At 63.9% G+C, this 12,383-nt stretch carries 11 protein-coding genes; 5 read left to right on the top strand and 6 right to left on the bottom strand.

Annotated features, from left to right (window positions below; genetic code table 11):
- On the top strand, positions 1-780 hold a 780-nt coding region (locus P1U55_RS04900; RefSeq protein WP_301046403.1), incomplete at its 5' end, for a hypothetical protein.
- A 129-nt stretch (positions 781-909) separates the two neighbouring features.
- On the opposite strand, the gene P1U55_RS04895 is transcribed toward P1U55_RS04900, so the two are convergent.
- From P1U55_RS04895 to P1U55_RS04870, 6 genes are all read right to left on the bottom strand, one after another.
- Positions 910-2,541: a hypothetical protein gene (locus tag P1U55_RS04895; protein ID WP_301046402.1), complete on the bottom strand. Its 1,632-nt coding sequence runs from the start codon at positions 2,539-2,541 to the stop codon at positions 910-912.
- A complete protein-coding gene (locus P1U55_RS04890; protein WP_301046400.1) occupies positions 2,538-2,951 on the bottom strand; it encodes a biopolymer transporter ExbD in 414 nt (137 codons plus the stop codon). Before P1U55_RS04890 ends, P1U55_RS04895 begins: the two co-directional genes overlap by 4 nt.
- Positions 2,952-2,988: 37 nt before the next feature.
- A complete protein-coding gene (locus tag P1U55_RS04885; protein WP_301046399.1) occupies positions 2,989-3,531 on the bottom strand; it encodes a biopolymer transporter ExbD in 543 nt (180 codons plus the stop codon).
- A complete protein-coding gene (locus P1U55_RS04880) occupies positions 3,532-4,182 on the bottom strand; it encodes a MotA/TolQ/ExbB proton channel family protein (protein WP_301046398.1) in 651 nt (216 codons plus the stop codon).
- A gap of 57 nt (positions 4,183-4,239) precedes the next feature.
- Positions 4,240-4,677, bottom strand: coding sequence for a hypothetical protein (locus P1U55_RS04875; RefSeq protein ID WP_301046395.1), 438 nt, complete (start codon positions 4,675-4,677; stop codon positions 4,240-4,242).
- 211 nt (positions 4,678-4,888) lie between these two features.
- Positions 4,889-5,275 (bottom strand): hypothetical protein, encoded by a 387-nt coding sequence (locus tag P1U55_RS04870; protein ID WP_301046394.1) that lies wholly within the window; start codon positions 5,273-5,275, stop codon positions 4,889-4,891.
- A gap of 236 nt (positions 5,276-5,511) precedes the next feature.
- Between P1U55_RS04870 and P1U55_RS04865 the strand changes: the two genes are divergently transcribed.
- The 4 genes from P1U55_RS04865 to P1U55_RS04850 all read left to right on the top strand — a co-directional run bounded on the left by P1U55_RS04865 (position 5,512) and on the right by P1U55_RS04850 (position 12,292).
- Complete coding sequence (locus P1U55_RS04865) at positions 5,512-5,946, top strand: DUF1036 domain-containing protein (RefSeq protein ID WP_301046393.1); 435 nt, start codon at positions 5,512-5,514, stop codon at positions 5,944-5,946.
- A 178-nt stretch (positions 5,947-6,124) separates the two neighbouring features.
- Complete coding sequence (locus P1U55_RS04860; protein ID WP_301046392.1) at positions 6,125-8,182, top strand: caspase family protein; 2,058 nt, start codon at positions 6,125-6,127, stop codon at positions 8,180-8,182.
- 33 nt (positions 8,183-8,215) lie between these two features.
- Entirely contained in the window at positions 8,216-9,775 is a 1,560-nt protein-coding gene (locus P1U55_RS04855; protein WP_301046390.1) for a caspase family protein, read from the top strand.
- Positions 9,776-9,904: 129 nt separating this feature from the next.
- Entirely contained in the window at positions 9,905-12,292 is a 2,388-nt protein-coding gene (locus P1U55_RS04850) for a peptidoglycan DD-metalloendopeptidase family protein (RefSeq protein WP_301046389.1), read from the top strand.
- Positions 12,293-12,383: the final 91 nt, after the last annotated feature.

Raw genomic sequence — 12,383 nt, 5'->3', positions numbered from 1 at the left:
GTGGAGCCGGTGGACGGGACGATCAATCCGGGTGAGGGCACGACGATGGCCTCTGCCGAAAACACGGCGCTGGGTGATTGCTCGGCGGGGCCGGATGGCCTTGATGCGCGCCGGGCGATCCAATGCGTGGGCCAGCAGATACGCTGGTTGCAGAACTACTCGACACCGCGCTGCGTGCATACCTCGATTGTCAGCGCAACGCCGGAAGAGTTTGAGATTGTGGGCTATGCCACCAGCGTTGACCCGTTTTGGCAGCTGTTGACCGATTTCCGCGAAGCCCATGGCACCGAGCCAAAGATCGGCGTGCGCCTGGTGGATGAAAGCCAGTGTGCTGTGGTGACTTTTGTGAAGAATTTCGCCAAAACCTCGGAGGCGCGGCCCCCCAAGCTGACGCTCGACAGGGATGTGCTGAAATCCGGGGAGCCTATTCGCGGCACCATCGACCAGATCGAGGGACGTGATTTGACGCTGTTCCTGGTGGACAGCCAGGGCGGGGCCTACAACCTGACCTCGCGGCTGAAACCGCAGGAAGACGGCTCATCCACCTTTGCGCTGGCGCTGCATCCGCAAGGTGCGGCGGGGCGCGAGATTGTGCCTTACCTCATGCTTGTCATCGCCAGCGACCAGCCGATTGGCAGCTCGGACACACAAGCCGGAACGCCGACCGCTTCGTTGATGCCGATCATTCAGGCCGAGATCCGCCAGCGTGGCGCGGCGGAAGAAGAGGCCGCCTCGGCGGCGCTGGGGTACTTCCGCTTCGACGACGCCGAAGAACAGTAAGCGCGATCCAATCGCGCGCCTGCGGCGCATTCCATGTTTTGTTGGCGGGTGGCTGGCGCGGCGCGGTTCAGGCGGCCATGGTGCGTGGGGCGGGCGTGGCCTTCGGGATATTTTCAGCAGGACATTTCGTTACTGGACGGAGAAGGCAACCATTGAGAGATCTGCCGAGATGCCCTTGGTTTTGAGCTCGTTTTCCAGCGATTGAAAGAAGCTCGCGGCGGCGGTGCCGTTTTGCTCGGTGACGGTGGCAAGGCGGGCCGGGGTGCCGATGGCCAGGAGCAACTGTTGGGTGACAACGGGGCCTGCGGTGAGCGACATCGGGATATCAAAGCTGGCGCCGCTGCGGGTGAACTTGAGGAAGCTGTCGAGCGCTTGCACGGTGCCTTCATCGTCGATGATGAGGAAGTGGACGACCTGCCCCGAGACATTGAGAATGCGCCCTGAGAGATACTCCCCCGAAGCGATCTCACGCGCGGGCATATCGAAGTAGAGGTTGAAGGCGGGGTAGGCGGGCGCGCGCCTGATGAAGGCCAGCGTGGCGCATTGGGCCTCGCTCACCGGCTTTAGATAGGTGCCGGGGATGGTGCCGGTTTCGGCCTCCAACCCGGTGCGAAAACCGTCGAGCGAGGCGGTGGTTGGGCCGAAGGCATCAAGCGTGAGGCTTTGGGTTTCTTCGCCAAGGGCGGGCAGGGCGGCAAAGCAGGGGCCGCCTTCATAGGTTTTCAGGTAGTCAAGGATGGCGGCGTAGCGGTTGCGATCCTGCTGGCTGATTTCGCTGGAGGGGGCGGCAGGGGCGGCGGCGCCGCTATCGCCCACCGAGAGGCCGGGCAGTTCGGTGGGGGTTTGCTCGGGGGCAGGTTCAACCATGGGGGCGGCAGCGGCGAGGTGTTCGGCGGTGGGCGTGGCTGCGGTGACGCGTTCGGGCACCATATCCGCCGGGATTTCAGGGCGGGGCGCAAGGCGCTCGGGCGCGCTTTCCGGGCTGGGCGGTGTTGGCGCGGTGGTTGGGGCGAGCGAGGCGAGCGCCTCCGGCTCGGCTGTGGTGCTTTCTTCGGTGGCTTGCGGCGCGGTGGCGGATTGCACCTCGCCGGTTTGCTGAACAGCCGTAACGGCCTCTTGCTCTTTGCGTGTGCGGACGCGCTCGGTGCCGCTGTCACGGCCCTCAATGATACGGTCATCGCGCGCTGTCGCAGTGGCGATTTCGGGGGTTTCGGTGGCCGCGCGTGCGGTGGTGGCGACCTCGGGGCGGTTGACATTTTCGGTGACAACCGGGGCTGCGGCAACGCGGGCGGGGGTGGCAACCTGCGGCGCGCGTTCGGTTCCGGCGCGGGCGGCGCGGCTGGTTTCGGCCTGTTCGGCGTTGGCGGGCGGTGGGGCTGGCTCGGCGGAGGGGGCAAGCGGTGTGCCGGTGATGCGGGTGGCCTCGGGCGCGGGTTCTGCGGTTTGGCCGGTGCGCGACTGGGGCGTTGGGGCGGTGGTGGCCTCGGGGGGAGGGGTGGTTGGCACGGCTGCGCTGGCGCTTTCGCGCGCCGCTTCAACCGCGCTGGGCGGGGCGGCCTGCGAGGCCATTTTGATCAACTCGACGGTGACTTCGGTTTCAACGGGCGCGGGTTTGGGGACGATGCCGGGCAAGGCCTCCTGCCACCAACTCAGCAGGGCCACATGGGCAGCGAGGGCGATGAAGAGCGCGGCGCTCCAGAGCACAACTTCGGTTTGCCCGCGGGGTTCGATGAACTGGATAGGGCCGCTATCGGTGCTCATGGGGCGGTGCTTTTGAGGGTGACAAGCTTGACGGTGCGCCCCGCCGGGAGCAGCTCTTGCATGGTTTGGATCAGCATGTCGGCGGGCAAATCCTGCGGCGCGAGCAGGTAAACGGCGTTTGGCTGGCCATCGGGGGGCGGCGCGGTGAGGGCGGTGACGATCTCGGCGTGCGGCAGGAGGGTGCCATCCAACGACCAGTCGCCGCCGGGGGTGATCAGCAGCAGCGGGCGCGGCAGGCGTTCAAGCGGGAGGTCAGTGGTTTGTGACAGCTCGACCTGTAGCTCATCGGTTTCGACGATGGTTCCGACGACGAGGAAGAACAGCACGAGGAGCAGCACGATATTGACCTGGGCCAAGCCGAAATCGGGGCGGCGGCGGCTGCGTTGGGCGGCGAAACGGGAGCCTAGCATGGGCCTGCCTCGCGCTGGATGGGCGGGGAGAGCCGGGTCATAATCCGGGCCTGCCGATGAGCCGCAGGCGGGCAACTTCGCCGCTGCGGATGGCCTCGATCACGGTGGCCACGTCTTGGGTGGTGGCGGTGGGGGTGGTGAACAGCAGGATTTCCTCCAGCCCCTTTTCGCGCAGCGCATCGATCACCTGTGGCAGGGCGTCAAGCGGCAGAGTGGCCTTGCCTGCGCGGATTTCGCCCCGGCTGACGTGCCAGATTACAATGCTTTGGGCACCGCCGCCCGGCGCGTTGTCCTTGGCGGCGGTTTGGCCGGTGGGGGCGGCGGGGGTGCCGAGGGTGATCAGCGAATAGGGGGCGAGGGACGTGGACAGCATGAAGAAGATCAGAAGCTGGAACATCACATCGGCCAGCGGGGTGAGCGCGAAGGGCGCGCGCCTGTCGCCGCGTGGATCGGGGAGGTAGACATCGCCGGCTTCGCGCCCGCCGCCGCCCGCGCTGCCGCTTGCGCCGTGGCCCGCCCCGCCGGCCAACCCCGCCGCGTGGGGCAGGGGGGCGATGACGGTTTTCCCGCCCGCAGCCACCTAGACGACCGTGCGGCCCGGCCGCGTTTCGACCCGCCCGTGCAGCACCGTGGAGATCAGCCGCTCCAGCGTTTCGCGCTCACGGGCAATGCGGCCTTCAAGCCAGACCGAGATGAAGTAGAACAGGATGGCAATGGCCAGCCCGGCGGCGGTGGTGATCAGGGCCGACCAGATCCCCCCCGCCAAAACCGTTGGATCCACCGCGCCCTCGGCCTGGCTGAGCTTGCCGAAAGCCTCGATCATGCCCACCACGGTGCCCAGAAGCCCGAGCATGGGCGCGGCCTGCACAACGGCCTCCAGCGCGGGCATGCGGCGGGCCATTTGGGCGAGTTCATCCAGCGCGACCTGGGTAGAGATTTCGCGGGCGAACTCTTTGTCGCCGGGGTTTGAGCGCAGCGCCGAGAGCACCGCGAAAAGCACGCGCACGGTGGATGTATTGCGCTTGTCGGCGAGTTTCAAAGCACCGTCGCCATCACCTGAGAGCCATTTTTCAACGATCTGGGCGGGCTGTTTGCGCCGCCCCACGCCAAGGCGGACGAACTGGAACACCTTGAAGAGGGCCACCGTCAGCGCCACCAGCGACGCCCCCGCCAGGACGGCGAGAATGGCCCAGGCAAATCCGTTCAGCCCTTCGGGCAGCATGTCTTGCATCCGTCAATCACTCCTGCGCCCGGATCAGTGGCTCCGGGCGTCTGCGGCCCGGTGAAATCAGAGGCCGAACTGGATTTCGGCGCGCGAGGAGGTCACCAGACCGTCCATGCAATTGGCGTCACCGCCGCCAGTGGCCACACATTCGGAGACCGAGTTGACCAGAAGGCGGGAAATATTGGTGCAGGCCATATCGCTGAGGTCAAACTGCACGACCTTGGTCTTGTCGGCTTGCAAGCGGCCAAACTCAAGGATCAGCAGGCGCGAAACCACGCCATCCTGATCAAATACAGCGACCTCGTAGCTGGCTTGCTCAAGGTCCTGGCCGGTGTTGTTGGTGGCAACATAGGTGAGGCGGCACCCTTCGCCCGCGTCACGCGCGGCGTTCAATTCAAGGCTGAAATTGCCGCCCTGCGCGAATGCGGGCGCCCCCACCATGGCGGCAAGAGCCACGGATGCGGCGGCGAAAGTCGAGGAAACAGATTTGAGAACAGGCACGTCACGCCCCCTTGCGATGAGTTTTTGCTTGCCAAAGTGCTACCATGCGCTCGGCCCCGCGCAAAGCCTTTGCGCGGGAAAATCACTCAGCTAGGTGCTGATGGGGCAGGGGAAATGCTCGTAAAGCGCCAGCGCGCGTTTTGCGCCGGGGCCTATATGCGCCGGGAGAGCAGCGCACGCAGGCTCTGGCCGTTCGGTTGGGACGGTGGGCTTAGCGAAATTCGCCAACGCTCCAGTAGCCATCGGTGCGGATCTTGGAGCCGCCGCGCGGGCCTTTGGTGCGGGTGGGCACGACAACCTGACGCTCGAAAGTTGGGCGCGGCTCGGGCATTGCGAGGGTGCCAAGCGCAACTTCTTCATGGCCTGCGTTATCGCCTTGCGGCTTGCCGGGGCCACCAATTTCGGCCGAAATCCGGGCTGCGGGGGCTGATTGAACGCCCATCCTGTCTTCGCCGTTGGCATCAAGGCTTTCGCTTGCAGAAGCGGTGATCGCCGTCGCATCCCGCATCTCGCTGAGCGATGCCGCGCGGGCCTCGTTCATCTCGACGGTGCTGCCAACGAAGGCACCAGCAATGTCATCCGAGGATGTTTTGTTCATCAGGCCAGCCGATGGTACAGCGGGCGCCACGACATGGAATTTGGCGATCTGTGCCAAACCGGGCGTTGCCAGCGCTGCTGTTAGCGCGCAGGCTACGAGGGTATTTTTCACAGCTCTGTCCATGGTCATCCTCCAACTGAATAGGAGTATAATATCTCAGGTGAATGTTTTCAATCTAGGGCGCAAATAAGGCGAATTCTTGCCCAATCCCTAAAAACACGTTTACTTCTGCGCTTATGAAGCAGGTAAATTTGCATAAAGTCACGAAAATTCTTGCAGCGGGTGCGGTTGCGGTGCTCGGTGTTTCCGCGCAGGCACGGGCTGAATTTGCCGTGTGCAACCAGAGTTTTGACGTTGTGAACGTGGCGATCGGGCAGCTTTCGGGCGACCAGTTTGAAACTGAGGGCTGGTGGACGATCGGCACCAACCAATGCGCCAACGTGGTCAAGGAGGAGTTGGGCAACCGCTATATCTACGTTTATGCGACGGATGTGTTTGGCCAGCCGATCATTGATGGCACGGTGTCCATGTGCATCGGCGAAAAGCGGTTTGTGATCGAGGGCATCGAAAACTGCTGGGAGCGGGGCCACAAGGCGGCGAAGTTCCGCGAGGTTGATACCCAGGATACCGTGCGCTGGACGCTGTTCTTGTCGCCGCCGGGCGGGCTGTGAAACGGGCACGGGCCTTGAAGACGGGCCATACAGGTCACATCTATTTGTGTAGAAAGATTTGATCTGCCGGGACTCGCATTAAAACGTCCCTTCCGCTACGATAGAAACGTATATTTTTAACACTAGATGATTGGTGGCACGAATGGCATCCGCGCCCAAGACCAGGACTTTCTCTGAAATGATCTCCCGTGCTGGCACTGGCCTGCGGTCTGCTTCGGCCCTTGTGGGCGGCGGCGCGCGTGCGGCCGGGCTGGGCCGGGTGGCCCGCGCGGCCCCCATTGCGCTGGTGATGGTCACCGCCGCCACGCTGACGGCCGAGGCCAAACGGGTGGCGCTGGTGGTGGGCAACGCGGCCTATGACAACGTCTATCCGCTGAAAAACGCCACCAATGACGCCAAAGACCTTTCAGACGCGCTGAAGCGGCTCGATTTCGAGGTGACCCTGCTCACCGACGCCGATGAGGCCGATTTCTGGACCCGGCTTGATGCGTTTGCCGATAGTGCCGAAGACGCGGAGAGCGCGATGTTCTTCTTCTCGGGCCATGCGTTTCAGCTTGGGGGGGCAAACTACCTTGTGCCCACCGATGCCACGCTGGCCTCCCGCGAGGCGATTGAGCAAGACACATGGCGGCTTGATGAAATCGTCAAACGGCTTGGGGCAAAAAATCGCCAGACGCTGATTTTCCTAGATGCCTGCCGCAACAACCCGCTGCCTGAAAGCCTGCGCGGTGAGGGCACCGAGGGCCTTGCGCAGATGGAAAAGGGCTCGGGCACCTTTGTCGCCTTCGCGACCCAGCCAAACAATGTGACCTCGGATGGCGCGGGCGATAACTCGCCCTTCACCCAGGCCTTGCTGCAACACATCGAAGAACCGGGGATTTCGGTTTCGGACCTGATGATCCGGGTGCGCAACGATGTGGAGAGTGAAACATTCGGTCGGCAAACCCCGTGGGATCAATCGAGCCTGCGCGCACAGTTTTACTTTAACCCGCAGGTTGAACAGAGCGCCGAGTTGACCGACGCCGACTATGAGCTGATCGCGGCACTTGATCCGGAAACCCGCAAGCGCCTGTTGGCCGCGCTGGGCAACTCGGGCACCAACATCGTGATCGAAGAGGTCGAGGAAGAGGTTGAGCTGATCCAGGAAGCGGTGGCGATTGTTGATATCGTTGACGTGCCGCTGGATGATGATGGCAACCCGATCATGACAGATGCGGGCGTTGAAACCGACGCAAACAGCACCAGCGGCTCCACCGCCAACAAGGCGCAGCGGGCTGAAAGCCAGAGCGCCGTGGTTGTTATCGGCGGTGATAGCGCACCTGAAAAGGTGACGGGCGAAACCGCGCAAACCTCAACCGCCACAACCGCCGCCGCCAGCAATGGCGCGCAGCGGGTGACAGGCGCAGAAGTAACCGGCACCGAAGTGGCCGGTGCCACCACCGGGGCCGAACGTGTGACCGGGTCCGAAGTGACCGGAACCGAGGTGGCGGGTGCCAGCACCAGTGCCGCCCAGCGGGTGACGGGCGCCGAGGTAACAGGCACCCAAGTTGCCGGGGCCGCGCGTGTCACCGGCACCGAGGTGGGCGGCGTTACGCTGAATGGCTCAACCGATGTGGCGAGCAACGTGGCCCCCGATCCAAACGCGGGCCGCACCAAGGTGATCGGCCCGGATGGCGAGGAGCGTGAAGCCTTTGTGCTGGCCGCCCTTGCGCCGACCCGCGCGATCACCCCAACAGCCACGCCGCGCAGCCGTGTTGTGGGCACCGAGATTGACCGGGACAGCGATGAGGCCCGCGCCGCCGGTGTGGCGCCTGCCGCGCCGGAATTGCAGGGCAAGGAACTGTCGATCGCCGTGCAAACCGAGCTGAGCCGCTTGGGCTGTTACCGGATGCGGATTGATGGGGATTGGGGCAAGGGCAGCCGGGTTTCGCTGTTTCGCTACTACGCCGCGCGCAAGATTGCGACCGACAAGCTGGAGCCCTCCAACGGCCTCTTGAACGCGCTCAAGACCGATCAGGAAGTGGCATGTAAGGCCGTGCAACAGGTTGCCTCGAAGAAAACGTCGAATGCGATCAGCAAGGTGCGCAAGGCCGCTGCCACAAAGAAAGCCCCGTCGACGAGCCAAAAATCCAGCGGCAAGAAAACAATCAAGAGAAACGTCACCACCACGCGGACCAAGACTGGCGGGACAAAGAAGACGATCACCAAGAAACTGCGCACCGGCGTTTTCCGCTAAGGCGGCGTGCCGGGGCGGTTTGGGGGAGAAGCAATGGAACGGGTGGGCACGGCATTGGCGCGGCAAGGCTATGGCAAGCGGCTTGGCCTGATGCGCGCTGGTTTTGTGCTGCTACTCGGGGTGTTGCTTTTGCTGCCCTGGACCGCCCGCGCCGAAGACCGCATTGCGCTGGTTATCGGCAACGGCAAATACACCGGCGTTCGCCCGCTTTCTCATTCCGTCAACGATGCCCAACAGATGGCCGAGGCGCTCACCCGGCTCGGCTTTGAGGTGACGAGCCTCAGCAATGCCCCCAAACAGGTGCTTACCCCGTTGCTGGAAAGCTTTTCGCTGCGGGCTGGCAGCGCTGATCTGGTGCTGTTCTACTACTCCGGCCACGCCTTTCGGCTGGAGGGTGAAAACCATTTGGTGCCAACCGATGCCGACCTGACCAACCCGGAAACGCTGCGCGACGAGACCTGGGCCTTTTCGGCTATCGTGCGCCGGCTCACGGGCGAGGGGCGGCAGACGATTTACCTGCTGGATGCCAACCGCACCAGCCCGCTGCCCCTTTCGGTGCAGGGGGAAGGGCATGCGGGGGGATTGGCCAAGCCAGACAGTGGCGCGGGCAGCTTTGTGGGCTTTGCCACCCAGCCCGGCGCAACGGCCCCGGAAGGCGCTTCAGGGGAGACCAGCCCCTTTACCCAAGCCTTGCTGAGCCACCTTGAAACGCCGGGTATCTCGATTTCTGATCTGATGATCCGGGTGCGCAATCAAGTGGTGGCCAAGACCTATGGCGCTCAGGTGCCGTGGGATCAATCGAGCCTGCGGGCGCAGGTCTATCTGCGCCCCGAGATCGAGCAGGGGCCGATGATCACCCAGGCAGACCTTGAAGCCATCAACGGGCTGGACGAAAGCTCGATCCGCAATGTGATTGGGGCGCTGGCCGAGAATGGGATCACGCTGGTGATCGAGGATGTGCCCGACGAGGAGCTGGTGGCGATGGTCGACAGCACCCCCAACCCGAGTGTGGAGATCGGCGAGGCCGGGGAAGACGGCGAGCAAACCGCAAGGGTGGGCAGCCGCTCGGTGGAAACCGGCCAAGCCACGCTGGCCGATAAGGTGGCCGCCGCCGAGGCGCTGGTTGCGACCGCGCGGCGCAAGACCGATACGGCAAACGCGCCGAGCGATGAGCAACTGGCCGCCGTGCCGGTGCCCGAAGATCTGCCGCGCGCCGTGCAGGAGGAGCTGGCTCGCGTTGGCTGCCACCGCGCGACGGTGGATGGCATCTGGGGCCGTGTCAGCCGCATCTCGCTGCTGCGCTACTATGCGGCACGTGGCGAGGTGACAGCAGAGCAGGCCCGCGCCGAACCATCGGCAGATGCCTTCAAGCTGCTATCGCTGGAGCCGGGCGTGGTGTGCACGGGCGTGGAGGCGGCGCCGGTATTGGCGGCGGCCAAACCCACAACGCGGGTGGTGCGCAAAGCCCCCCCGGCAAGCCAATCCAGAACCTCGACGACGCCAAAAATTTCGACCAAGCCGACGGTGAGCGAAAGCGGCAAGAAGGTGCCTGCCAAGATCAACCGTTTGAGCCGCGGTGCGTTGGGCGGATAACCGATTGAGTGGCCGTGCGACGCTCGCGGGGCTGCGCCCGCATCGCCCCGCCCGCCCTCCCGCAATCCGGGGCGCCGTTGATCGACGTAAGGCTTCATTTTTGCGTGTGATGCGGGCAGGATAGCTTTCGTGCTGAAAGACGAGATTGATCCACGGTTTACCCAGGCTGCCGGTGCAGCGAAACGGCGCAGGCGGGCGGCGCGGCGGCGTGGTGTTCTGGTCGCGCTGGCTGCGTTGTTGCCGCTGTTGCTGATCGGGGTCGGGTTGTGGCTGACCTGGGACAAGTGGACCTTTGGCTCGCCCGGAAAGGTGGCGAAGGGCGATCTGGAGGAAACCATTGTTGTGGCTTCGGAGGAAGACACGGCGGCGGCCTCTTCAGCCTTTGTGGCGGCGTTTGCCGATTTGGCGGGCGATCCGCTGATTATCCGGTTTTCTGAAGACGGCGCGAAGGCCACCCATGAAATCCGCCCGAGTGCCGGGATTGACCGGCGCCGCATCCCGACCGGAAAGCTGTTGTTGGTGGATGATGTGATGGTCTCGGCGGAGGCGCGGTTTGTGACCACGTTGCCATCGAGCCAGGAGGATTTTGCCTTTTTCCAGATGCAAAAGCGCGGTGCGGCGGCGAATGACGAGCCGATCGCCGCCGAGGATGTGGACGAGGAAGGTGTGGCGCGCCGGGCCGGGGAACTGGCGGAGGTGGCCGAAGCCGCAGGGGAGCGCGAGGACGAGGCGCTGACCGAGGAGACCGGCGGCTGGGGCGAGGCGATTGGCGTTCAGGAGGAAGAGGGGGGCGAATACGGCTTCACGGAAACGGTGATTGAAAACACCACGTCGGTTGCGCTGGTGCGCCCGCAAGACCTGCGCGAAAAGCTGGACCGCGATATTTTTGTCAAGATCAAGCATGAGCGCGGGCTTGAAGACCTGTTGGCAGACAACAACTTTTTTGAAGCTGAGGCCAAGGTTGTGGCGGAGGCCGCCAAGGCGCATTTCGCCCTTGAAAAGCTGGCGGTCGGCATGGTGGTGGCGATGCGGGGCCAGCCGCAACTGGGCAGCAGGCTGTCGTTTCGCCAGCTCTCGCTTTACGACAAGGAGGAGTATTTTGGCACGCTGTCGCTGACCGATGAGGGCGATATCGGGCCCGGCTCTGACCCCTGGTTTGAGGATGAGCTTTTTGATTATGCCGAAGGCCAGGAAGAGGAGGTTGTGACCGAGCAACGCTACCGGATGCTTGATGCCTTCTACTCGGCCGCGATCCGCAATGGCATTCCTTCGGTGGTGGTGGGCGAAGCGATTGCGCTGCTGTCCAAGGAGCATGATCTGGATGCATTCGCCAACCCTGGTGACAGGATGCGGCTACTCTATGCGCCAGAGCCAACCGGCGGGGGCGGTGAAGACGGGATGAGCGGGCAGGGGCGCATCCTATATATTTCGATCCGCGGCGAGGCGGTTGACATTGAGTGCTTCGTTTACACCAAGAACCCGCAGGGCGAGTTTGGCTGCTTTGGGCTGAAGCCGAAGGCAGGCGCGGGGGGCGGCTTTGCCAGCGGCATGACAACGCCGGTGAAAGGGGTGCTGACCTCGCGCTTCGGGCCGCGCCATCACCCGATCCTGAAGAAGGTGATCGTGCATTCCGGGGTTGATTGGGCCGCCCCCACGGGCACCCCGGTTTATGCCGCCTTTGACGGCAAGGTCGCCTATGCGGGCAGCGGCGGCGGTTATGGCAACTTGCTCAAGATCGCCCATGCGGGCGGGATGGAAACGCGCTATGCGCACCTCACCAAATTCGCCACCAAACAGGGGGCCAGTGTGCGCGCCGGGGAGCTGGTGGGCTATGTTGGCACCACCGGGCGCTCGACCGGGCCACATTTGCACTTTGAGTTGCGCATTGGCGGGCAGGCGGTCGACCCGTTTACCGCCGTTGCCCCCGGCTCTGGCGCTGTGGCTTCGGGGCCGGCCAGTGGCGCGGTGGAGCAATTGGTCAACAAGATCATCAAGGTGGAAAGCGGCGGGAACGCGAGCGCGAAGAACCCGCTATCAACCGCGACGGGCCTTGGCCAGTTTATCGAAAGCACCTGGGTCAGGATGATGAAAACCTATCGCCCCGACCTTTACAGCTCGCTATCGCGCGGCGATTTGCTGGCGTTGCGCAACGATCCAACCATCAGCCGCGAGATGGTGAAAAACCTTGCGCGGGAGGGCGAAAGCTATTTGCGGGCGCGGGGCCACGGGATCACCGCCGGGCGGCTGTATCTGTGCCATTTCCTTGGCGCGCAGGGGGCGGCGGTGGTGCTTTCGGCGTCAGATCAGGCGATGCTGGTGGATGTGCTGGGGGTTGGTGTGATCAAGGCCAACCCGTTCCTGACCGGCAAGAACGTGGCCTATGTGAAAAGCTGGGCCGAGAAGAAAATGTCGGGCCATAGGGGCGGCTCGGTGGTGGTGAACGCGCCGGTGGTGCGCGAACCAAAGGGCTTGCCACCTTACCGGAAGGAAATTCAGCAGATGCTGCGCCAGATCTAGGCGGCTGCCAAAAGGCGCGCCTTGCGGCGCATTCCATTTTTTATTGCGGTTGGTGAGCTTTGCGCCTTTGCTATTGGGGCGGTGCTTTGGC

Origin of the sequence: Vannielia sp. (assembly GCF_029212645.1) — a bacterium.
In the GTDB taxonomy this organism is placed as follows: Bacteria; Pseudomonadota; Alphaproteobacteria; order Rhodobacterales; family Rhodobacteraceae; genus Vannielia.
The sequence above is the reverse complement of the archived record's forward strand: the minus strand, read 5'-3'. Positions and strand labels throughout refer to the sequence as shown.

Bases quoted from the DNA above. Each gene is read 5' to 3' on its own strand.
- P1U55_RS04895 (WP_301046402.1), bottom strand. From the start codon at position 2,541: ATGAGCACCGATAGCGGCCCTATCCAGTTCATCGAACCCCGCGGGCAA.
- P1U55_RS04890 (WP_301046400.1), bottom strand. From the start codon at position 2,951: ATGCTAGGCTCCCGTTTCGCCGCCCAACGCAGCCGCCGCCGCCCCGAT.
- P1U55_RS04880 (WP_301046398.1), bottom strand. From the start codon at position 4,182: ATGCAAGACATGCTGCCCGAAGGGCTGAACGGATTTGCCTGGGCCATT.
- P1U55_RS04870 (WP_301046394.1), bottom strand. From the start codon at position 5,275: ATGAACAAAACATCCTCGGATGACATTGCTGGTGCCTTCGTTGGCAGC.
- P1U55_RS04865 (WP_301046393.1), top strand. From the start codon at position 5,512: ATGAAGCAGGTAAATTTGCATAAAGTCACGAAAATTCTTGCAGCGGGT.
- P1U55_RS04860 (WP_301046392.1), top strand. From the start codon at position 6,125: ATGATCTCCCGTGCTGGCACTGGCCTGCGGTCTGCTTCGGCCCTTGTG.
- P1U55_RS04855 (WP_301046390.1), top strand. From the start codon at position 8,216: ATGGAACGGGTGGGCACGGCATTGGCGCGGCAAGGCTATGGCAAGCGG.